Genomic DNA, 20518 nt, shown 5'->3' with positions numbered 1-20518 from the left:
CCGGCGCGAGGTCGGGCGCGAGCTGGCGATGGCGGGCGAGCGCACCGGCACCGGCTCCGGTTCACCCCCGGCCCGGAACATCGGGCCAGGGATGCGGTGGACGGCTTAGATCTTGCCGACCAGATCCAGCGACGGAGCCAGGGTCTTGGCGCCTTCCTTCCACTTGGCCGGGCAGACCTGGCCAGGATTGTTGGCCACGAATTGTGCAGCGGTCAGCTTGCGCAGCGTTTCGGTGACATCGCGGGCGATCGCGTTGTCGTGGATTTCCAGGGTCTTGATGACGCCTTCCGGATTGATGATGAAGGTGCCGCGCAGCGCCAGGCCTTCTTCTTCGATATGCACGCCGAAGGCGCGGGTCAGCTTGTGGGTCGGGTCGCCGATCAGCGGAAACTGCGCCTTGCCCACGGCCGGGGAGGTTTCGTGCCAGACCTTGTGCGAGAAATGCGTGTCGGTGGTGACGATGTAGACCTCGGCGCCTGCCTTCTGGAACGCGGCGTAGTTGTCGGCAGCGTCTTCCACTTCGGTCGGGCAATTGAAGGTGAATGCGGCCGGCATGAAGATCAGCACCGACCACTTGCCCTTCAGGCTGGCTTCGGTGACTTCGATGAAATTGCCGTTGTGGTACGCATTCGCCTTGAACGGCTGGACCTGGGTGTTGATGAGAGACATTCAATTTCCTCGTGCGGTGAAGGGGGGCGGGGGATGGAACAAGCGCCATGGTAGGCAGGATCGATAGATTCCTCAAATCGATTGATGGAATTAAATAGATAGCCCATGCCTATCGATTCTGCAGATGCCATCTGCCGATGCGGCGCGCCGTTCCCTTTCGGATAATGGGAGGCCGAGGTTTCGCACAAGTGAATGATCCGTATGAGCGATGTGTCCAGCGGTCTTCCGGCCGACCAACTGCTGCGCCAGGCGGCCGAGCGCATTGATCGCAGCGATGCCGAGCCGCTGCTGCTGCATGCGCTGGGCCGCGATCGGGCCTGGCTGTTCACGCATGGCCGCGATCCGGTGCCGGCGGCCGTCGGCACCGCATTCCAAGCCCTGGTGCAGCGGCGCGCGGCGGGCGAGCCGGTGGCCTACCTGACCGGTTCGCGTGGCTTCTGGACGCTGGATCTGGAGGTCTCGCCGGCAACGCTGATTCCGCGCGCCGATACCGAAGCCCTGGTCGAACTGGCGCTGGAGCGGCTGGATCGTGCACCTGGTCGCCGGGTGGCCGATCTGGGCACCGGCAGCGGCGCGATCGCACTGGCCATTGCCAGCGAACGGCCGCAGGCGCAGGTGGTCGCCACCGACGCCAGTGCGGCCGCGCTCGCCATCGCCCAGCGCAATGCCGATCGCCACCATCTATCGAACGTGCAGTTCCGTCCCGGCAACTGGTTCGTGCCACTGGCGGCCGAGCGCTTCGACCTGATCGCCAGCAACCCGCCCTACATCGCGGCCGGCGACCCGCACCTGGACCAGGGCGACCTGCGTCACGAGCCCGCCAGCGCGCTGGCCTCTGGCGACGACGGACTGGACGACATTCGGCTGATCGTGGACGGGGCGCCGGCGCATCTGCGCGCGGGCGGTTGGTTGTTGCTCGAACATGGTTGGGATCAGGGGGCGGCGGTGGCGGCAATGCTGCGCATGCGCGGATTCGCCCGGGTCGCCACCCATCCGGATCTGGAATTGCGCGAGCGCGTCAGCCTGGGCTGCTGGGAGACCAGCGCCGCAGCCTGATGCCGGCGGCCGCTGCGGCGCACCGGCCGTGCGTGTTGCGGACGCATGCGCGCGCCTTGGGGCGAAGCGCAGGCGATGCCCATTGCCGCTGGCCGATACAATGGCGGTTTTCGCCAGGACCGACGCATGCGCACGCTCTATCCCGAGATCGCCCCCTACGAGCAGGGCAGCCTGAAGGTCGACGACCGCCATACGCTGTACTTCGAACAGTGTGGCAACCCGCAGGGCAAGCCGGTGGTCCTGTTGCACGGCGGCCCGGGCGGCGGATGCAACGCCAAGATGAGGCGCTTCCACGACCCGGCCAAGTACCGCATCGTGCTGTTCGACCAGCGCGGCTCCGGCCGCTCCACGCCGCATGCCGATCTGGTCGACAACACCACCTGGGATCTGGTGGCCGATATCGAACGCCTGCGCACGCATCTGGGCATCGAGCGCTGGCAGGTGTTCGGCGGCAGCTGGGGCTCCACGCTGGCGCTGGCCTATGCGCAGACCCATCCGCAACAGGTCACCGAGCTGGTGCTGCGCGGCATCTTCCTGTTGCGTCGCTTCGAGCTGGAATGGTTCTACCAGGAGGGCGCCAGCCGGCTGTTCCCGGATGCCTGGGAGCACTACATCAATGCGATTCCGCAGGACGAGCGCGGCGATCTGATCGCTGCGTTCCATCGCCGCCTCACCAGCGACGACGAGGCCACCCGGCTGGCCGCCGCCAAGGCCTGGAGCGTGTGGGAAGGCGCCACCAGCTTCCTGCATGTGGATCAGGACTTCGTCACCGGGCATGAGGACGCGCACTTTGCGCTGGCCTTTGCGCGCATCGAAAACCACTACTTCGTCAACCAGGGCTTCTTCGAGGTGGAAGGCCAGCTGTTGCGTGATGCGCATCGCATCGCCGACATCCCCGGCGTGATCGTGCACGGCCGTTACGACGTGGTCTGCCCGCTGCAGAGCGCCTGGGATCTGCACAAGGTCTGGCCGAAGGCGCAGCTGCAGATCAGCCCGGCCTCGGGGCACTCGGCATTCGAGCCGGAAAACGTCGATGCATTGGTGCGCGCCACAGACCGGTTCGCCTGAGCGATCCCAACGGGTGCGGCTGCCATCATGGCCTGGCCGCACCCGCTGCACGCAGCCACCACACCATCACGCCAGCCATGGTGCGTGGCCGATCTAGGCCACGCCACTGGTGCGCATCGAGCGCAGCATTGATCTTTCTGCGCTTCGTATCTACGCGAAAGCGCGTTGCTCATGCGATTCAACTACGCCCATTACCAGCCTGGTGTCGATGCGGAGTGTTATTCGTTGAAGATGCTGGCGAATGTGTCTTCGATCGCATCTGGATCGCCAACAACCATTCGGAACGGGTCCCTGTTCCGGTAGGTGTTGATGACATAGTTTTCGATGTGTGGAAATTGTTCTGGACGGAAGCGGCACGGCAGATCCGTTGCCCAGAAATTCCGTAAGGTTTCGCTGTGCAGGAACTCCCAGCCTTGCAGTTTATTTTTGCCTTCAAAGCGTAGCGCGCGCAGCTGTGCGAGGCGCGAGAGTGATGAGACGTCGCCGGCAAGGCGGCAGGCGACAAACTGCAAGACTTCAAGTGAGGTGCAGCGTGCAATCTCGTCGATCTTCTTTATCGTTGACGAGATCAGGAAAAGCTTGCGAATGGGGCGGTCGTCGAAGACGTCCAGCGACCCGCCAAATCCGTGGACGGAAAGACGCACAAGTTTGGTCCAGCCACCGTTGAGGGAGTGGAGCTTGTTGCTTTTCCAGTCAAGGCTCTGCCACGTTTCAATCGCGGGGAAGAGGGTTGGAAGGAGGGGGCCGAAAGACACGTTCTGTGTCGTGAGTCCTTTGACGTTGCTGAAGCTTTTGAACACGTCATAGTCGAAGTCTTCCGCGAAGACGCCATTGCCCAGGATGCCGATCTCGACGATCGCGTCGCGATTTCTTATCTTGCTGAAATCTGGCGAAAAATGCGCCTTCAACTCGCCCTGCACGACATCCTCAGGCGCGATCGCGAATCCGTCACACCCATACGCATCGATAAGGTGGCTGTATTTTTCGAAGCCGCTCTTGTTGAACAATGCAGTCCTGCGCGACAGCCCATGGGTTTTTCCCTCGATGCTGGCCCATGGGCCCTCCATCAGGTTCTCCATCGTGCGCTCATCGGCTTCGAATAGAGTCTCCGTCATCGTGCTTCCTCCTTTCGTCGAACGCGCCCTGCATCCAGGTGTTTGGTTCGCTCCCGATCAGCGCTGCAGCAACCCATCGGCCAACGGTGGAAGAAGGCGCGCCAATCGCTGCGCCCACGCGGTTTGCCCGGCGGTATCGGCGATCAGGTCCTGGCGGATCTCCAGTTCCACATGCGGCAGGCCGCGGCCTTCGCCGTAGACCGGAATGGCGTAGTCGGTGGCATCGCTGACCGCATACGGCTGGTTGTCGCCAACCACCAGGTCCGGTTCCGCGCGCAAGGCGTGCAGCAGGCGATGCGCCAGCCGGGTGTCGCGGTGGTACAGCACGCCGGCGTGCCAGGGGCGCGCCTGGCCGGCCATCACCGGGGTGAAGCTGTGCATGGACACCAGCAGCGTCGGTTGCCGGCGTGCTGTACGCGCGTCCAGCTCGGCGGCGATGCGGCCGTGATACGGCGCGAAGATGGCATCGATGCGCTGCTGGCGCTCAGTCGGGCTCAGCTGCAGATTGCCGGGCACCGTGGTGCCGTCGCTGATCTCCGGCATCCGGCTGGCAGCGCCATCGGGCCGGTTGCAGTCGATCACCAACCGCGAATAGGTCTGGGTGATGGCAATCGCATCCAGCGCCTCGGCCAGCAGGCGGGTGACCTGCGCAATGCCGATGTCCCAGCCGATATGGCGGTCCAGCTCGCGCTGCGGCAGGCCCAGGTTGGCCAGCCGTGCCGGCACGCGCTGGCCGGCATGGTCGGCAATCAACAGCCAGGGCGATGCGGCCTGCGCGTTGTGAACGGTGAACGGCGCCGGATCCCCGGCGCCGAGCAATGGCTCGATTGCTGCATCAACCACGCGGGGTGCCATCCAGCGCGTGGTCGGCCAGGTACAGGCCGGCCCATAGCTTGGGGTCCATCTGGTAGCCCTCGGCCATCTTCTGCACCAGCCAGGCGCCGGCCTGCGCGCGCGGAATTTCGTGCACGGTGATGTCCTCGCTGGCATCGCCACCGCCGTCGCCGACCTTGCGCAGCCCGGTAGCGCGCACGAAGGCGATCTTTTCGCTGCTGGCGCCGGCCGAGGTGGGGCCGATCATCAGCACTTCGGCGTGTTCGGCGGTCCAGCCGGTTTCTTCCTCCAGTTCGCGGATCGCCGACAGCTCGATCGACTCGCCGGCATGCACATCGCCGACCAGCCCGGCCGGCATTTCGATGGTGCGGGCCTGCAGCGGCACGCGGAACTGCTCGACGAACAGCATCGCATCGTCCGGGGTCACTGCCACGATGATCGCGGCCAGGCCGCCGGCATGCACGCGCTCGGAATACTCCCAGGTGCCGCGGACGACCATGCGCTGGTACTTTCCTTCGTAGACCACGGTGGGCGGGGTGTCGTGTCGGTTCATGCAGTCGGGCCTTGGGACAGGGAAACGGGAGGGAGCGGCGGTGTCGCGTGCGCGCAGACAGCCTGCAGGCGGCGACGCGTGAGCGGCCCGAAACGCAGGCTGTCGCACAGCCCGGTCAGCATGTCGGTATCGGCCGGCGCACGCGTGAAACCGGTGGCGGTCAGGTCCAGCGGCGCATCCAGCGCGATGGTGGTGAGCTGGCGCCACAGCAACGCATGTTCGCGCTGTTCGCGCAGCCGCACCGCCATCTGCGCCGCGCCGCGCAGACGCAGGAACGGGATCTCGTCGATACGCTCCAGCAGCGCATCCAGACTGCCGAAATGCGCCAGCAGCACGGCTGCCGATTTGGCGCCGATGCCGGTGACGCCAGGAATGTTGTCGATCGCATCGCCGCACAGCGCCAGGTAATCGGCGATCTGGTGCGCATGCACGCCATGGCGTGCTTTCACCCCGTCCATGCCCCAGCGCAGATTGCGTGCGTAATCCCATTGCTCGTCGTGTTCGGCCAGCAGTTGCGACAGATCCTTGTCGGCCGAGACGATGATGCCGCGCAGGCCGTGCCCGCGTGCGTTGTGCAGGGCGCTGCCGATCAGATCATCCGCTTCGTAATGGTGATGGGCGAGCACGCTGAGGCCGAGCGCCGCACACAACGCCTTGCAATGCGCGAACTGCCGGCGCAAGGCATCCGGCGCGGGTTCGCGGTTGCCCTTGTAGGCGGGGTAGATCGCATGCCGGAAGCAGCTGTCCAGCGCTTCGTCGAAGGCGATGGTGATGTGCTGCGGATGCTCGCGTTCGAGCAGGTCGAGCAGAAAGCGCGCAAATCCGTGTACCGCGTTGGTCGGCCAGCCCTGCGCATCCTGGAATTCGTCCGGAATCGAGTGCCAGGCGCGAAACACGTACAGGCTGGCATCCACCAGATACAGCGGCTGCGGTCGTGGGCCGCCCGGCAGCGCCGCCGCAATGGCGCTGGGCAGCGTGTTCATGGCGTCCAGTCGCGCAGCAGTGCGCGCGGATCGGGCCGCTCGCGTTCGGGCACCTGCATGCGCGGGGTGCCGATATGGATGAAGCCGACGATGCGCTCGTGTTCCTGCAGGCCCAGGTAGCCGCTCACTGCCGGGTCGTAGGCCATCCAGCCGGTCAGCCACTGCGCGCCGAAGCCGTGCGCCTGCGCGGCCTGCAGCAGCGCGAAGCACACGCAGCCGGCAGTCAGCAGTTGTTCCTGCTCGGGCACCTTGTGGTCCGGCTGCAGCGTGGCGATTACCGCGATCGCCACTGGCGCATCGTTGAAACGGTTGCGGTCCTTCTCCACCGCCGCCGCCGGCGCCAGCGGATCGGCGGCCTGGGTACGCTCGGCAAGGAAGTCACCCAGGGCATGGCGGGCGTCGCCGCCGATGCGCAGAAAGCGGAACGGCACCAGCTTGCCGTGGTCGGGCACCCTTACGGACGAGGCGAGCATGCGCAACAGCGTGTCATCGTCCGGGCCGGGCTCGCCCAGTTGTTTGGAGGGGACCGAGCGACGCGCATCCAGCGCCTGTAACGAATACGGTGCGTGCATGGGGTAAGAGTTCTGCGAACGAATGCGGCGAGTATAGACGGGCGCTACCCAACGGCCGCCGCACGCGACGGTACGCACCGGGCAGGCCCGGCGTGCCTGTACGCACCCGATGCCGGCGGCGGCATGCGGTCGGGCCGATACACCGCGCGGTACCCTGCCGCAGCCCACGTACACTGCAACCCCGGGCGCCGTTCGCACCCGCCTGACCCCGCTTGCCGCAGGGTATCCGCCCCCCCTCGTTTCGTTGCGTGCGTCGTCCGATGACCCAGTTCGTTTCCACCGACCCGCTGCCCAGCCGCAACCCGCAGTTGCTCGATCAGGTGCGCGATCTCGTACTGGTGCCGCTGGCCGATGCGTTCATCGACGTGCAGGACGTGCTGGCGCAGGCGCTGTTCCAGTTGGCCGCCGACGCAGGCAGGGATCAGAACGATTTCCTGGAGGCGATTCAGGCGCTGCGCCGGCAGCGCGAGCCGATCACCGCGCGATTCCGCGCGCATCTGGCCAAAGCCTGGCAGGGGCTGGAGTCGGGGCGTCCGCTGTCGGCCGAACGCACCCTGGCGCGCGGCGCCGCTGGACTGACCCTGTTACCCGAACACGATCTGGAGCTGCGGCTGGCGGTACGCAACCTGGCCGGCGCGCTGCAACATCGGTGGCGGCCGGAGCTGATGCGGCTCAACCGCTACCTCGGTTTCATCGCCGGCGGGCTGCGTATCGATGGCGACAGCAATCCGTTCGGTCCGGAGCATCTGGGGGTTGCGTTGTACGAGGCGCTCCAGGGCGTGACGTTGACGGCGAAGGTGCATCTGGCGGTGCTCAAGGTCTGCGAGCAGCAACTGATGCCGCGTGTGGGGCAGCGCTACGCCGAGCTCGAACAGGCGCTGGCGCAGGTCGCACGCCTGCGCGAGCTGCCGCAGGCCCGGCAGCGCCGCAGCGGCATCCCGCGGCCGGGTCGGGCGAACAGCGACGCTGTGACCGACGCGCCGGACTGGATCGCGCGCTTCTTCGCCGATTGGGCGGGCGGGCAGGGCGCGCTGGCCGGGGTCGAGGCGATCGACGTGCACGTGCGCGGCGATCGCGAGGTGCTGCCAGCGGCATTGCACCGGCGACTGCAGCAAGCCCGGCAGGCACGCGAACCGGAGGTCGACGCCGCAGTGGTGGGCGATCAGCGCGTGCTGTCGCCACGCGAAGTGGTGTCGGCGTTGTCGCTGCTGCAGACCATGCCCGGCGGCGGTTTCGAGGGCATCGAGGGGGTCGGGATGGGGTTGCCGCGTGGACTGCGCGCGCAACTCCGGCGTGCGGCGGGCTCGCTGGGCGTGGATCCGGCCAGCAGCCGATTCGATGCGAGCGATGCCGATGCGCTGGATCTGATCGCGCTGCTGTTCGAAGCGATCCTGGCCCAGAGCCAGCTGTCGGCGGCCCAGCGCGGCCTGCTCGGGCAGTTGCTGGTGCCGATGGCCAAGCTGGCAATGCTCGACGGGCATCTGTTCGTGCGCGACGGCCACCCGGCGCGGCGTCTGCTCAATCTGCTGGTGGACGCTTGCGATGGCAATGCTGGCGAGACGGCTGCCGAACAGGGCTTGCTGGCGCAGGCGGCCGCGGTGGTGGCTGCCATCGTGCGCGATTTCGACGAGCATCCGGCGGTGTTCCTGGCGCTGGAGGCCGAATTCGGCGCCGCGCATGAGCACTACCGGCGCCGGGTGGAGATCGCCGAGCGCCGCGCCAACGAATTGCAGCGCGCCGACGAGCGCCGCGAGCGTGCCCGCGACATGGCCTCGCGCGCGCTGGCCGAACGGTTGGCGCGCGGACCGCTGCCACCGGCGGTCGAGCAGTTCCTCAGCCGCATCTGGCATCCCGCCGTGCAGCAGGCCGCCTTGCGCGGCGATGGCACCGGCCCGGTGCTGGATGCCGCGCTGGCGTTGGGCGATGCGGTGCTGGATCGGGTGGGTCGCGCCGAGGACGGGCTGGAGGAACTGCATGCGCCACTGCGGCAGGTCGGTGCGCTGGCGGGGCTGGCACCGCCGATGGTCGAGCAGGCGATACGGGAGCTGCAACGCGCGCTGGGTCCGGAATCCGTGGCCTCCACTCCGGAGGTGCCGGGCTCGATGACGATCGCATCGGACCTGCCGCAGGGGCCGGCCGAGCCCGCTGCCGATCCGCTGCCGCCGTTACTCGATGCCGACACACCCCTGCAGTTCGATCGCATCACCGCCGACTTTTTCAGCGCCCTGCCGATCGGCACCAGCCTGGATTTCGTCGATCGCGCCGGACGTGTGCAGGCCGGCAAACTCTCGTGGATCAGCCCGATTTCCGGAAGGCTGATGTTCGTCAACCGACGTGGCGGTCGGCTGTGCGTGTCTTCGCCCGAAGAACTGGCGATGATGGTCGGGCTGGAACGGGTACGGCTGCATCGGCAGGACGATGCTTTCTACGGCGCCATGCAGGACGTGATCGACGGGCTCGACCGCCAGCACGCTGAACGCTTAACCCCAGCCGGGGTATGACGATCGAAGGCAGGCTCCACCACGGCGTTGCGGGCTAGGATGGCTGTCCGAACGGCATCCCTGGGCGGTCACGAGTAAAGTGGGATATGTGTCACACTTAGCGGTCGAGCGAAACGCCTACCATGCGTGGGCGGAATTTGGGGCCGCGTCTGTTACTTCTCGGTTGAAAATTTTCACGCCTGCAGAGGCGGGGAGCCTTTGCGCATGACCTTCCAGCCCAGTCCGTCGGGACACCCGGGCCGTGACCAACGCTTGCTCGAGCAGGCCCACGACGTGTTCGTGCCGGCGCTCGCGCAGGTATTCGCTGCTGCAGTGGCACACTTCGACGATGTGCTGTTCGATCGCGCCGAATCGGCTGGCACCTCGCAATTGCTGTTCCTTGATGGCATGCGCGAATTGCGGCGCAAGCGCGAGGAAGTGGCGACACGATTTCGCCAACAGCTCGAAGACGGCTGGCAGGCGTTGCTGTTGGGAACACCGTTGTCGGCCGAGGTGGTGCTGGCGGGCGACATGGGGGTGGGTCCACTGAGCCTGGTGCCCGAACACGTGCTCGAGTCGCGGCTGGCGGTGCGCAACCTGGCCACGGTGCTGCTGCGCGATTTCAAGCAGGTGCTGGCACGGGTCGATCGCCGGCTGGGCTGGATCGCCGGCGGGCTGGAACTGGTGGCCGACACCAATCCGTTCGGCCCGGAACACCTGGGCGTGGCCATCCATGAAGCCTTCGCCACCTGCGACCTGGCGCCGGAAGTGCGCCTGGTGCTGATCAAGCTGTGCGAGCGCGATCTGGCCGAGCCGATCGGCAAGCTGTATGCGCGGCTGGACGAGACCCTGGCCAAGGCCGGGGTGATGCCCGAGATCTCCCAGCCCAAGCGCCCGCCGCCGCGCGTGCCCGCGCGTGGCGCCGCGCCCGAGGCACAGGCCGAAATGCAGGGTGGCGATGGCGACGATTCGAGCGATCAGTACGCGCCGGCCTGGGCCAACCGTTTCCTGGACCGCTGGGCGCACAGCCGCGGGCGCATGCAGGCGGCCGCCCAGCGCGGTCATGCCGAGGGTGTCGGAGCCGGCGGCGTGGACGGTGGCGATGCCGATCATCCCGGCGGTAGCCAGGGCATGCTGCTGGATGCGCTGCACGAGCTGCTGCAGCAGACCCGCAACGTGCGCGACAGCGCCGCGTCTGCCGCGTCGGTGGCGGTCGGTCAGCAGCGCCCGTTGAGCCAGCGCGAAATGATGTCGGTGCTGTCGCTGCTGCAGGCCACGCCCAGCGCGACCCTGCAGGCGGCGATCGGCGACGACAACGAATCGCTCGCGCAGCGGTTGAAGAACGAAGTACTCAACAGCGCCACGCGGCTGGGCGTGGACCCGGCCACCGCAAAACTCGATCCGATGGACGAAGACGCCATCGATCTGGTCGGCATGCTGTTCGACGTGATGCTGGACGAGCGCGACCTGGAAAGCCGCTCGCGCGAGATGATCGGCCGCTTGGTGGTGCCGTTCGTCAAGGTCGCGCTGCTGGACCGCAAGATGTTCGTGCAGAAGACCCATCCGGCGCGGCGCCTGCTCAATTCGCTGGCCGAGGCCTGCGAAGGCAACACCGGCGACAGCCCGGCCGAGCGCGTACTGATGGGCAAGGTGGAGGAGATCGTCGACCGGCTGGTGGCCGAGTTCAACGAGAACCTGGCCATCTTCCTGACCCTTGAAGAGGAATTCCGCGATTTCCTGTCCCAGCACCGCCGGCGGGTGGAAATCGCCGAGCGTCGCGCCACCGAGACCCAGCGTGGGCAGGAGAAGCTGGAGCTGGCGCGTGGTCGCGCGCTGGCGGAACTGGAGCAGCGCGTCCCCGACGGTGCGGGCCTGCCCAAGGCGGTCGAGGATTTCCTGCGTCAACCCTGGTTGCACCATCTGACCATGGCGATCCTGCGCGACGGCGAAGAAGGTCCGGGCACGCTGGAAGCGCTGGCGTTGGCCGATGGGGTGCTAGAAGAGCTGGGCGAGGCGCGCCGCCACATCATCGGCAAGCCGTGGCTGCAGGTCTGGCAGCCGGCCCTGCACCGCGTTTTCGCCAGCGTTGGCCTGCACGGGGATGCGGCAGTGGTGGCGATCACCGCGCTGCACGATACCTTGCAGGCGATCGCCGAGGCGCGCCCGGAACTGGAGAAGGCATTGCCGGAACTGCCGCAGGTCAACCTGCCGCCACCGGCGGCCGAAAGCGTCAGTGTGGTACTGGGCGCCGAAGCGGTGGCGCAGAGCACCGACAGCGCCGACGCCGAGCGTTTCCGCGCGATGGATATCGGCACCTGGCTGGATTTCGTCGACAAGGACGGCAAGGTGCAGGCGGGCAAGCTGTCGTGGGTGAGCCCGATCTCGCAGCGCCTGTTGTTCGTCAACCGGCGCGGCGTGCGTTTCTGCGTGGCGTCGCCGGAAGAATTGGCGGTGATGGTGCGGTTGGGTCGCCTGCGCGAACACATCAACGACGGTGCGTTCGACAGCGCGATGCAGGGCGTGATCGACCGACTGGATCCGCTGCACACCAACAGCACGGTGCATTGAGCGCCGTCCCGGCGCGGCGTGGGCGAATGATGCGGACCGATGGCGCAACAACGCGCGGTCCGCACAGGACACCGCGCGCTGACGGCGATCGCAGTCGGCGCACGCGCCGGATCGCGCACGCGGTTACGGCGCCGCCGGCCCGATGAAGTCCAGGGCCCGCGCAATCACCGAGGGGTGATCGACCATGCGATTGTGCCCGAGCCCTTCCGTACTGAATAACTGCGCACCCGGCCACAGGGCGGCGAAGCGGGCGCCCTCTTCCCACGGCGTTTCGCGATCGCGGCGGTCGTGGATGATCAGCGCCGGGCGATCGAACTGCGGCAGGCGCGCGGTGGCGTCGAAATCGGCGAAACAGGCGCCGATCAACTGGATCAGCCAGGTCTCGAAGGGTGCGAAGGCCGCAGGCGCGATGCCCGCCGCCTGAAACTGACGCCTGGCGCTGCCGGCCGGCGCCACCAGCGGGGCGATCATGACATAGCGCGCCGGCCGCCATGCCGGATCGTCGGCGAACACCGCCGCAGCCGTTCCCAACGAGTGACCGATGAACACGGCGGGGCGCCCGAAGTGGCGGCCGATCTGGCCGAGGATCTTCGAAAAATGCGGCAGATTGCTGATCTGCCCGCCGCTCAGCCCGTGCGCCGCCTGGTCGAAGGCGACCACCGCGTAGCCAAGTGCGCGCAACTGCGGCACCCAGGCGGCAAACCGCAGCCCGTAGCTGGCCCAGCCGTGCGACAGCAGCACGAACGGCCGCTGTGCGGGATCGCCCCATTGGTACACCGCGATCTCCAGGCCGTCGATGCCCAGGCTCTGCCGCTGTGCATCGTCCAGTGTGGCGGCAATGGCGGCTGCCTGCCGGCGTCCGGACGGAGCTGGGGTGACGAAACGGCGGGCCAGATAGCGACCAGTCGGGCCGGGCGCCAGTCGGCTGGCGCCGGCCAGTACGAGGCGCAGCAGACGCGCGCGCAGCCTGGCAATGGGAAAACTCATGGAGGTTCCTGGTGATGGGGAGCGTCAATCTTGTCGATGGCAAGATGCGGGCAAGTCTGGCGCTGAAAACTTGTCAGCGTCAAGATTATCTGCTGCACTGGAGTCCCGATAAGCGAATGCCGATGGCGCGAGCACAGACCCCGACGGCGTATCACCATGGCGACCTGCCTGCCGCGTTGCGGCGCGCCGGCTGGGAGCTGCTTGGCGAATCCGGCTTGCGCGGGCTCACGCTGCGCGAATGCGCGCGCCGGGCCGGGGTTTCGCACGCTGCGCCGGCCCACCACTTCGGTTCGCTGGAAGGGTTGTTGACGGAGTTGGCCGCCGATGGCTACGAGCGCATGCTCGACTGCATCGTGGCCACCCAGCGGGAGTCGGCCGATCCGTTGCTGGGAGGCGGGCTGGGTTACATCCGCTTCGCACTCGCGTTTCCGCAGCAGTTCCGGATGATGCTGGGTCTGGATGTGCGGGCGCGCACCCTGCCACGGCTGGTGCAGGCCAGCGGGGCGGCCATGGCGTGCCTGCGCGAGACGCTGCGGGCGCAATGGATCGCACGTCACGGCAGCGCTCCGGCCCGCGAACTGCTGGAGCAACGCACGTTGCTGGCCTGGAGCGCGGTGCATGGCTATGCATCGCTGGCGATCGATCGCAAGCACGAGGCGCTGTCCGCGATGCCCCCCGAGGTCCTGTTCGCGCCATTGTTGAAGGGCTTGCTCGAGCCGTAGCGCGGTCCAACGTCCGTGGTCTGCCGGCGGCCGGAGCGCCGCAGACCGCGGATGCCCGGTGGCGCGCCGGAGCAGGGCGCTTCATCCACGATTGTCCCATCGGCTCGGACGTACGGCGCCGGCGGGATCACAGTGCTGCCCTGCAGGCACGCGGGCACCGGTGCCGCAGCGCTCCGATGCCCGACGCGTTGTCGTGCCGCGAACAGCCAGCGGGAGTGAGGGCGTCAGACCTGCCGGCTGCATACCGGCTGCAATACGCACGAGCGCACCGCCGGCCCACGCGCTGCGCTCTGCTAGCATCGCGGCGACTGGGCGTGCGACCGGAGCAACCATGGCTGTGCAGGTACTGGTGCTGAAAGAGCGGGCGGCGGGCGAACGCCGGGTGGCGGCAACGCCGGAAACGGTCAGAAAGCTGGTCGCGCTTGGCGCCAGCGTGTGGATCGAGCCGGACGCCGGCCGCGCCAGCAGCATGGACGAGGCGGCTTATGTCGCCGCCGGTGCGCACGTGGCCGATGCGCAGAGTCTCGCCCTGGCCGATATGGTGCTCTGCGTGCAGGCGCCGCCGACCGAGCTGCTGCTGCAATGCAGGCCGCAGACGGTGGTGATCGGCATGCTGTCGCCCGATGCGGACCCGGCGCGCGCGCAGGCGTTTGCCGAGCGCGGGTTGATCGTGTTCCCGCTGGAGCGGCTGCCACGTACCACGCGCGCGCAGGCCATGGACGTGTTGAGTTCGCAGGCCGGCATGGCCGGCTACAAGGCGGTCCTGATCGGCGCGCAGCTTGCGCCGCGCTTCTTCCCGATGCTGACGACCGCGGCCGGCACCATGCGTCCGTGCAAGGTGCTGGTGATCGGTGCCGGGGTCGCCGGACTGCAGGCGATCGCCACCGCCAAGCGGCTGGGCGCGCAGGTGGAAGGCTTCGATGTGCGCCCGGAGACGCGCGAGCAGATCGCCTCGTTGGGCGCGCGCTTCCTCGATCTGGGCGTCAGCGCCGCCGGCGAGGGCGGCTATGCGCGGCAACTCACCGACGACGAACGCGCCGAACAGCAGCGCCGCCTGGCCGAACACCTCAAGGGCGTGGATGTGGTGGTCTGCACGGCGGCGGTGCCGGGGCGGCCCGCGCCGAAGATCGTGACCACCGAGATGGTGCACGGCATGCGCGCCGGCAGCGTCATCGTGGACCTGGCCGCGGAAACCGGCGGCAATTGCGCGGCCACCCGCCCCGGCGAAACCTATGACCTGGACGGCGTGGCGATCGCCGGGCCGCTCAACCTCGCCAGCCAGGGCGCGGTGCACGCCAGCGAAATGTTCGCGCGCAACGTCTATGCGTTCGCGGCATTGGTGATCAAGGATGGCGCGCTGGCGTTCGACTGGGACGACGAACTGCTGGCCAGGACGCGCTGGTCGGCAGCGCCTGCTGCGTGACGCGTCAGTACGTAGACTTAGAGCGGCTAACAGAACGTAGCGAGCGGTCGTCCGGTGGGTGTGGACGGCGCGGAGGAACCGCAGTGTACGAGTGGTACATGCCGATTCCGAGCACCGGCCGCGCCCGCCTGGCGGGGAGCGCAGCCGTTCTGTTAGCTGCTCTTATTCAAGCGCTGGCGGGTGGCTCCGGATGCAGGCGTGTGGCGCGAGCGCACTTGACGCAGGTGCAGTCGGCTGCATCCCGGACGGCCATGCCGTAGCAGTGCGCGGTGCGAGGTGCGAAGTCGCCCGGTCTTGCGGCCTCGTCCGTCAACGAACAACCACTGCGCCAGTTGCCGGACATACATCGCGCTCGGCGGCGGACACGCACAGCGCTCGGCGGCAACCGCCCGTTGCGCGAGACAGGATCCACGCCGAATGCATGATCGTCAGCATTGCCACGACGCATCGGTGCTGGCCAACCGCGACCGCAGCTGTCCAGTCTGCCGGAGAAAGCCGCCTCAGCCAGGCACACGCCCCGGCGGCACGCTCAATCGTCCGTCGGCGGATGCTCGCGCAACCAGGTGCTGCGTTCGGCAGGGCTCATCTTTTGCCAGCGTTGCTGCAATGCATTGCGCTGCTCGGGGTTGAGCGTGCGCATCCGCTGGAACAGCGCTCTGGCCTCGCGGCGCTGTTCCGGGCTCATGTTGCGGAAGCGGTCCATGCCGGCCTTGGCCTGCTTGCGCTGCTCGGGCGTCATGTCCAGCCAGCGGCTTGCATGGCGATACATCCGCGGGCGTTCTTCGGGCACGTCGTTCCAGCGTTCGCGCAGGGCGTCGATCAGCACCTGACGCTGCTGCGGGGTGAGCCGGTCCCACTCCGGCATCGGCGTCTCGTTGCGCGGGCCTGGGCCACGCGGTCCGGGGCCGTCCAGCGGCGGCGGCCCCGGCGGTCCTGCCGGGCGGTCCTGCGCCAGCAACGGCGCGCACGGCCCGACGCAAAGCAACAGGGTCAGCAGCAGGCGGGTGGTGCGGGTCATCGTGTTCATTCCATGGCCAGTGCGGAGTCGGACCCGAGCCAGACATACAGGTCCGGGTTCTGCGAAAGAAGGTCGTCGGTCTCGGCGCCGGCGCTGGTGTCGGCGATCGCCTCGGACGGTGCCGCTTGCGGCGGCGTGTCGACGCTCGGTTGCAATTGCAGGCCGATACCAACCGCCAGCAGCGCGGAACAGGCTGTGGCCAGCAGCCAATGGCGGCGCATGCGCCTGACCGGCGCGGTGTGGCGGGCCTGACGCAGGCGTGCCAGCGTCTGCGGCGGCAGGCTGCCGAGCGCAGTGGCGTGCAGTTGGCGCAGCTGCGCATCGAACTGGGCCGGATCGTTGGAGCGTTTCACAGGAAATCCTCGAACTGTTTTTGCAATGCGTCGCGGGCGCGCGACAGGTGCGTTTTGACCGAGCCTTCGGAGCAGCCCATCGCCTTGGCGGTGGTGGCCACATCCAGCTCTTCCAGCACCCGCAGGGTGAAGGCTTCGCGCTGGCGTGCCGGCAGGCCGCGCAGCGCGTGCACCAGCCGCTGGTAGGCCTGCTGGTGCTGCTGCTCGCCAACCGGGCCGATGCCGGGGTCGGCCCAGTCGATCGGGCCTTCGTCATCGGCGCGCTCGGCCGGTGCCCAGAACTTGAGGCGGAAACTGCGCCGGCGCTGCAGGTCGATGATGCGGCTGCGCAGGATGCTCCAGAACAGCGGCGTCCACTCTTCGGCCGGGCGCTCGCGGTAGCCGAGCAGCTTCACCATGGCGTCCTGTACCGCATCCAGCGCGTCTTCGCGATGACGCAGCCCGGCCTCGGCGAAGCGGAATGCGCGCGGGCCGATGCCGGCCAGAAACGCATCCAGCGAGACGGGTGCGGCGGCGGCCGGGACGGCAGGCTGCGGATCGAAAGGGGTTCCCACCAGCACAGCGTAGCTTCCGTGAGGACGATATGGCGTCAACGGCCGAGTGCCGATTCGGTTGACAGGCCCGTTGGATGGGTATGATCGGTGGGCCGCACCGGCCAGTGGAGCGAGAGACGATGAGCGACGGTTTCGTAGCGCTGTACATCTTCATGCTGGCGGCCATCGCCGGCCATGTCATCATCTCGCGGGTGCCGGTGATCCTGCATACGCCGCTGATGTCCGGCTCCAATTTCATCCACGGTATCGTGCTGATCGGGGCAATGGTGGTGCTGGGACACGCCGACACCACGCTGGAAAAAGCCTTGGGCTTCGTGGCGGTGGCGCTGGGCGCCGGCAATGCGGCCGGCGGCTATGTGGTGACCGAGCGCATGCTGGACATGTTCAAGTCCAGCCGCAAGCCGCCGGGCGGGGAGGCGCCGTGAACGTGTCCACGCCCGAGTTGCTGTCGTGGCTGGTGAAGTCCAGCTACCTGGTGGCCGCCACCCTGTTCCTGCTGGGCCTGCAACGCATGGCCTCGCCACTGACCGCGCGCAGCGGCATCCGCTGGGCCGGCCTGGGCATGCTGATCGCCACCGGGGCCACGTTCCTGCTCCCCGAATTGCACAACGTGCCGCTGATCCTGGCCGCGCTGGCGATCGGCACCGGGGTGGCGTGGTGGTCGGCCAAGAAGGTGGCCATCACCGACATGCCGCAGATGGTGGCGCTGTACAACGGCATGGGCGGCGGCTCGGCGGCGGCGATCGGGGCGGTGGAGCTGCTGCGGTTTTCGTTCTTCGTCAACCGCGATACCGCGCACTGGAGCGCACAGGCCATCGCCGAACTGGCCGCACGCCGGCCGGACACCACCACGGTGCTGCTGGCGGTGATCGGTTCGGCGATCGGTGCGGTGTCGCTGTCAGGCTCGATCGTCGCCTGGGCCAAACTCGACGGCCGGCTCGACCGGCGGGTGGCCTTCTCCGGCCAGCAGGCCTTCAATCTGGTGGTGGCGCTGGCCATGGTGGTGCTGGGTGGCTGGGCGGCGAGCAGCCTGCAGCCGATGGCGATCATCGCCTTCTTCGTGGTGGCGCTGGCGCTGGGCGTGCTGATGACGCTGCCGATCGGCGGCGCCGACATGCCGGTGGTGATCTCGCTGTACAACGCCTTCACCGGCCTGGCGGTGGCGTTCGAGGGCTACGTGCTGGGCAATGAGGCATTGATCATCGCCGGCATGATGGTGGGCGCGGCCGGCATCCTGCTGACCCGATTGATGGCCAAGGCGATGAACCGGCCGATCAGTGGCGTGCTGTTCTCCAATTTCGGCGGCGGTGGGCAGGCGCAGGAGATCAGCGGCGCGCAGAAGCCGATCGAAGCAGGCGACGTGGCCGCGATGATGGCCTTCGCCGAGCGGGTGGTGATCGTGCCCGGTTACGGCATGGCGGTGGCGCAGGCGCAGCACAAGATCTGGGAGCTGGCGCAGCGCCTGATCGCGCGCGGGGTGAAGGTGAAATTCGCCATCCATCCAGTGGCCGGGCGCATGCCTGGGCACATGAACGTGCTGCTGGCCGAAGCCGGCGTGCCCTACGACCTGATCGCCGACATGGACGACATCAATCCGGAATTCGCCAGCACCGACGTCTCGCTGGTGATCGGTGCCAACGATGTGGTCAACCCGGTGGCCAGGACCGATCCGGCCAGTCCGATCTACGGCATGCCGATCCTGGACGTGGTCAATTCAAGGAACACGGTGGTGATCAAGCGCGGCAAGGGGACCGGATTCGCCGGCATCGAAAATGCGCTGTTCTACGCCGACAACACCCGCATGCTGTATGGCGATGGAGCGGAAGCCGCCGGTGCGCTGGTCAGCGAGCTGAAGGCGCTGGATGGGGGCGGGCATTGAGATTTGGATGGGTTGCCAGGTGCGCTCGAATGCTCGAGGCAAACACGGGGCATCGTTTGCCGTTGCGGCGTTAGCGGGTGCGTTTTACACGCTCGGATCAAAAGCCGGGTGAGTCGAAGGCGCGGTGCCCTCACCGCTCGCGGGACACGCCGTAAATCCGTCCCTGGAGGCTGCGTGGCGGCATCCATGCCGCCACAGCGTCCCGCAATCGGCAAGGACACCGCGCCAGACAGTTGGCTGATTGCTTTGTCCAAGAATAAAGGCACCGCGTTGCGCAGTTTGCTTGCTGCTCTTCTGAACGCTCTGCACACCTACCAACATGACTGGTCCTTGCCCACTCACCGTCGCGGGACCCTTGGCGGCATGGATGCCGCCACGGAGCTTGCATGGACGTACTTGCAGCGTGTCCTGCGATGGTGAGCGGGCAAGGGCCCCGCAGCAAACGCGCAGCGCTTTTCAACGCGCCCGGCTCAGCGCGCAGCCCACCACGCCAGCACCAGCGCGGTGGCGTAGCACAGCAGGTCGAAACCGTTGTTGGCCAGTTGCAGCAGGGTCCAGGCCAGCCCGGGGCCCATTTTCTGCGCGGAGGTCCATGGGTCCAGACCCAGCGGCCCGCCCAGTTGCGCCGAAGCGATGCCCCAGTTGGCGCCGACGATGATCAATGTGGTGGTCGCCACTGCCACACCGATGCGCAACCGGCCCGCGCGCAAGGTGCCCAGGCGCAGCATCCAGACCACTTCCAACGCAACCAGCAGGGCCATCCAGCCGGCCTGGTTGCCCAGCGCAAGGGCGATCAGCAGCCAGGCGATGAGGGCGGTGACGCTTCCCAGCAACAGGAGCGGGGGCCAGAGCCAGTGGGCGCTTCTGGCGGACGCGGAGGTGGGCGGCATTGGGGCTCCTGACAGTGCACACATGATAGAGCGCAAGGCGTGTTTTGCGCTGCATTGGCGGCGTGAGTCACGCTGGCTGCAGATGACTGTGTTTCAGATGGAATGCAGCGTCGGCGGCGCGACCGGCAGCGGCATCGCCCTGGTCGGCTAGAATGGCCGACTTGCGCGCGTCCGGCGCGGCCCCATATCCAGCCCATGTATTCCCGTAGCAGCGAACCCGTCCAGTTCGAACGCGATTGCGATGCCGTCATGGTGCCGCAGGGCGATTCGGTGACCCTGCCCGCAGGCAGTTACGGCTACATCACCCAGGCGCTGGGTGGCAGCTATACCGTGTTCGTCGAGGGCAATCTGTTCCGCATTGCCGGCAAGGATGGCGATGCGATCGGCAAGGAGGCCCCGCCCGGGCTGGAATTGCCGGACAATGCCAGCGACGAAGAAGTCGAAGCCTTGGTGTGGCAGCAACTGCGCACCTGTTTCGATCCGGAAATTCCGTTCAACATCGTCGATCTGGGGCTGGTCTACGAGGCGGTGCTGGGCCATCGCGAGGAAGACGACCAGCGCCGGGTGGACGTCAAGATGACCCTCACCGCGCCTGGCTGCGGCATGGGTGAGATCCTGGTCGACGACGTGCGCAGCAAGCTGGAAATGATCCCGACCATTGCCGAGGCCGACGTGGAGCTGGTGTTCGACCCGCCGTGGGGCCGGCATATGATGTCCGAAGCGGCCCGTCTCGAGACCGGCATGCTCTGATCGTCACGCGCCATGTCACCCGATGTGGCGCTGCGTCCTTCCGC

20 protein-coding genes and 1 other RNA gene are annotated in these 20518 nt (G+C 67.4%); 9 read left to right on the top strand and 12 right to left on the bottom strand.

Features of this window, described 5'->3' with window-relative positions; all coding sequences use genetic code 11:
- Positions 1 to 105: 105 nt before the first annotated feature.
- Complete coding sequence (ahpC, locus tag LL964_RS02015; RefSeq protein WP_039523700.1) at positions 106 to 669, bottom strand: alkyl hydroperoxide reductase subunit C; 564 nt, start codon at positions 667 to 669, stop codon at positions 106 to 108.
- Between the two features lie 201 nt (positions 670 to 870).
- Between ahpC and prmC the strand changes: the two genes are divergently transcribed.
- Together prmC and pip are read left to right on the top strand one after the other, a co-directional pair.
- Complete coding sequence (gene prmC / locus LL964_RS02010; RefSeq protein ID WP_104584739.1) at positions 871 to 1725, top strand: peptide chain release factor N(5)-glutamine methyltransferase; 855 nt, start codon at positions 871 to 873, stop codon at positions 1723 to 1725.
- A gap of 126 nt (positions 1726 to 1851) precedes the next feature.
- Positions 1852 to 2793 carry a prolyl aminopeptidase gene (gene pip / locus LL964_RS02005; RefSeq protein WP_104584737.1) on the top strand — a complete coding sequence of 314 codons (942 nt, stop codon included), beginning with the start codon at positions 1852 to 1854 and terminating at the stop codon, positions 2791 to 2793.
- Positions 2794 to 3011: 218 nt separating this feature from the next.
- On the opposite strand, the gene LL964_RS02000 is transcribed toward pip, so the two are convergent.
- From LL964_RS02000 to LL964_RS01980, 5 genes are read right to left on the bottom strand one after another with little or no spacing between them, the layout of a single operon-like run.
- Positions 3012 to 3908, bottom strand: a complete 897-nt coding sequence (locus LL964_RS02000; RefSeq protein ID WP_104584735.1) for a leucine-rich repeat domain-containing protein — start codon at positions 3906 to 3908, stop codon at positions 3012 to 3014.
- A gap of 57 nt (positions 3909 to 3965) precedes the next feature.
- Entirely contained in the window at positions 3966 to 4751 is a 786-nt protein-coding gene (locus LL964_RS01995; RefSeq protein ID WP_208621376.1) for an N-formylglutamate amidohydrolase, read from the bottom strand.
- The gene (locus LL964_RS01990) at positions 4744 to 5295 is read right to left on the bottom strand and encodes an NUDIX hydrolase (protein ID WP_167395170.1); all 552 of its coding nucleotides are present in this window, start codon (positions 5293 to 5295) and stop codon (positions 4744 to 4746) included. The genes LL964_RS01995 and LL964_RS01990 overlap by 8 nt, the downstream gene beginning before the upstream one ends.
- A complete protein-coding gene (locus LL964_RS01985) occupies positions 5292 to 6278 on the bottom strand; it encodes a 5'-3' exonuclease (protein WP_104584729.1) in 987 nt (328 codons plus the stop codon). The genes LL964_RS01990 and LL964_RS01985 overlap by 4 nt, the downstream gene beginning before the upstream one ends.
- Positions 6275 to 6850 carry a nitroreductase family protein gene (locus LL964_RS01980; protein ID WP_104584727.1) on the bottom strand — a complete coding sequence of 192 codons (576 nt, stop codon included), beginning with the start codon at positions 6848 to 6850 and terminating at the stop codon, positions 6275 to 6277. Before LL964_RS01980 ends, LL964_RS01985 begins: the two co-directional genes overlap by 4 nt.
- Positions 6851 to 7110: 260 nt before the next feature.
- On the opposite strand from LL964_RS01980, the gene LL964_RS01975 reads away from it, so the two are divergent.
- Positions 7111 to 9351 carry a DUF1631 family protein gene (locus tag LL964_RS01975; protein WP_104584725.1) on the top strand — a complete coding sequence of 747 codons (2241 nt, stop codon included), beginning with the start codon at positions 7111 to 7113 and terminating at the stop codon, positions 9349 to 9351.
- Between the two features lie 204 nt (positions 9352 to 9555).
- Complete coding sequence (locus LL964_RS01970) at positions 9556 to 11898, top strand: DUF1631 domain-containing protein (protein ID WP_104584723.1); 2343 nt, start codon at positions 9556 to 9558, stop codon at positions 11896 to 11898.
- A gap of 123 nt (positions 11899 to 12021) precedes the next feature.
- On the opposite strand, the gene LL964_RS01965 is transcribed toward LL964_RS01970, so the two are convergent.
- Positions 12022 to 12885, bottom strand: a complete 864-nt coding sequence (locus tag LL964_RS01965) for an alpha/beta hydrolase (RefSeq protein ID WP_104584721.1) — start codon at positions 12883 to 12885, stop codon at positions 12022 to 12024.
- A 122-nt stretch (positions 12886 to 13007) separates the two neighbouring features.
- Between LL964_RS01965 and LL964_RS01960 the strand changes: the two genes are divergently transcribed.
- Positions 13008 to 13607 (top strand): TetR/AcrR family transcriptional regulator, encoded by a 600-nt coding sequence (locus LL964_RS01960; protein WP_104584719.1) that lies wholly within the window; start codon positions 13008 to 13010, stop codon positions 13605 to 13607.
- Between the two features lie 331 nt (positions 13608 to 13938).
- A complete protein-coding gene (locus LL964_RS01955) occupies positions 13939 to 15030 on the top strand; it encodes an NAD(P) transhydrogenase subunit alpha (protein ID WP_104584717.1) in 1092 nt (363 codons plus the stop codon).
- A gap of 24 nt (positions 15031 to 15054) precedes the next feature.
- Here LL964_RS01955 and LL964_RS01950 read toward each other — a convergent pair.
- The 4 genes from LL964_RS01950 to LL964_RS01935 all read right to left on the bottom strand — a co-directional run bounded on the left by LL964_RS01950 (position 15055) and on the right by LL964_RS01935 (position 16961).
- Positions 15055 to 15130, bottom strand: a non-coding RNA gene (locus tag LL964_RS01950) — sX9 sRNA.
- 429 nt (positions 15131 to 15559) lie between these two features.
- On the bottom strand, positions 15560 to 16048 hold the full coding sequence (locus LL964_RS01945) for a DUF3106 domain-containing protein (RefSeq protein WP_104585551.1): 489 nt from the start codon (positions 16046 to 16048) through the stop codon (positions 15560 to 15562).
- A gap of 5 nt (positions 16049 to 16053) precedes the next feature.
- On the bottom strand, positions 16054 to 16401 hold the full coding sequence (locus LL964_RS01940; protein ID WP_104584715.1) for a hypothetical protein: 348 nt from the start codon (positions 16399 to 16401) through the stop codon (positions 16054 to 16056).
- Positions 16398 to 16961, bottom strand: a complete 564-nt coding sequence (locus LL964_RS01935; RefSeq protein WP_104584713.1) for an RNA polymerase sigma factor — start codon at positions 16959 to 16961, stop codon at positions 16398 to 16400. Before LL964_RS01935 ends, LL964_RS01940 begins: the two co-directional genes overlap by 4 nt.
- Before the next feature lie 113 nt (positions 16962 to 17074).
- Here LL964_RS01935 and LL964_RS01930 point away from each other — a divergent pair, with 113 nt between their 5' ends.
- Positions 17075 to 17380, top strand: coding sequence for an NAD(P) transhydrogenase subunit alpha part 2 (locus tag LL964_RS01930; protein ID WP_104584711.1), 306 nt, complete (start codon positions 17075 to 17077; stop codon positions 17378 to 17380).
- Positions 17377 to 18834, top strand: a complete 1458-nt coding sequence (locus tag LL964_RS01925) for an NAD(P)(+) transhydrogenase (Re/Si-specific) subunit beta (protein WP_104584709.1) — start codon at positions 17377 to 17379, stop codon at positions 18832 to 18834. Before LL964_RS01930 ends, LL964_RS01925 begins: the two co-directional genes overlap by 4 nt.
- A 470-nt stretch (positions 18835 to 19304) precedes the next feature.
- Here the strand turns inward: LL964_RS01925 and LL964_RS01920 are convergent, their stop codons facing one another.
- Positions 19305 to 19724: a hypothetical protein gene (locus LL964_RS01920; protein WP_104584705.1), complete on the bottom strand. Its 420-nt coding sequence runs from the start codon at positions 19722 to 19724 to the stop codon at positions 19305 to 19307.
- A 195-nt stretch (positions 19725 to 19919) separates the two neighbouring features.
- Between LL964_RS01920 and sufT the strand changes: the two genes are divergently transcribed.
- Positions 19920 to 20474, top strand: coding sequence for a putative Fe-S cluster assembly protein SufT (sufT, locus tag LL964_RS01915; RefSeq protein ID WP_104584703.1), 555 nt, complete (start codon positions 19920 to 19922; stop codon positions 20472 to 20474).
- Positions 20475 to 20518: the final 44 nt, after the last annotated feature.

This window comes from Xanthomonas melonis (genome assembly GCF_020783655.1).
GTDB classification, from domain to species: Bacteria; Pseudomonadota; Gammaproteobacteria; order Xanthomonadales; family Xanthomonadaceae; genus Xanthomonas; species Xanthomonas melonis.
The sequence above is the reverse complement of the archived record's forward strand: the minus strand, read 5'-3'. Positions and strand labels throughout refer to the sequence as shown.

Bases quoted from the DNA above. Each gene is read 5' to 3' on its own strand.
- ahpC (WP_039523700.1), bottom strand. From the start codon at position 669: ATGTCTCTCATCAACACCCAGGTCCAGCCGTTCAAGGCGAATGCGTAC.
- prmC (WP_104584739.1), top strand. From the start codon at position 871: ATGAGCGATGTGTCCAGCGGTCTTCCGGCCGACCAACTGCTGCGCCAG.
- pip (WP_104584737.1), top strand. From the start codon at position 1,852: ATGCGCACGCTCTATCCCGAGATCGCCCCCTACGAGCAGGGCAGCCTG.
- LL964_RS02000 (WP_104584735.1), bottom strand. From the start codon at position 3,908: ATGACGGAGACTCTATTCGAAGCCGATGAGCGCACGATGGAGAACCTG.
- LL964_RS01990 (WP_167395170.1), bottom strand. From the start codon at position 5,295: ATGAACCGACACGACACCCCGCCCACCGTGGTCTACGAAGGAAAGTAC.
- LL964_RS01985 (WP_104584729.1), bottom strand. From the start codon at position 6,278: ATGAACACGCTGCCCAGCGCCATTGCGGCGGCGCTGCCGGGCGGCCCA.
- LL964_RS01980 (WP_104584727.1), bottom strand. From the start codon at position 6,850: ATGCACGCACCGTATTCGTTACAGGCGCTGGATGCGCGTCGCTCGGTC.
- LL964_RS01975 (WP_104584725.1), top strand. From the start codon at position 7,111: ATGACCCAGTTCGTTTCCACCGACCCGCTGCCCAGCCGCAACCCGCAG.
- LL964_RS01970 (WP_104584723.1), top strand. From the start codon at position 9,556: ATGACCTTCCAGCCCAGTCCGTCGGGACACCCGGGCCGTGACCAACGC.
- LL964_RS01965 (WP_104584721.1), bottom strand. From the start codon at position 12,885: ATGAGTTTTCCCATTGCCAGGCTGCGCGCGCGTCTGCTGCGCCTCGTA.
- LL964_RS01960 (WP_104584719.1), top strand. From the start codon at position 13,008: ATGGCGCGAGCACAGACCCCGACGGCGTATCACCATGGCGACCTGCCT.
- LL964_RS01955 (WP_104584717.1), top strand. From the start codon at position 13,939: ATGGCTGTGCAGGTACTGGTGCTGAAAGAGCGGGCGGCGGGCGAACGC.
- LL964_RS01945 (WP_104585551.1), bottom strand. From the start codon at position 16,048: ATGACCCGCACCACCCGCCTGCTGCTGACCCTGTTGCTTTGCGTCGGG.
- LL964_RS01930 (WP_104584711.1), top strand. From the start codon at position 17,075: ATGAGCGACGGTTTCGTAGCGCTGTACATCTTCATGCTGGCGGCCATC.
- LL964_RS01920 (WP_104584705.1), bottom strand. From the start codon at position 19,724: ATGCCGCCCACCTCCGCGTCCGCCAGAAGCGCCCACTGGCTCTGGCCC.
- sufT (WP_104584703.1), top strand. From the start codon at position 19,920: ATGTATTCCCGTAGCAGCGAACCCGTCCAGTTCGAACGCGATTGCGAT.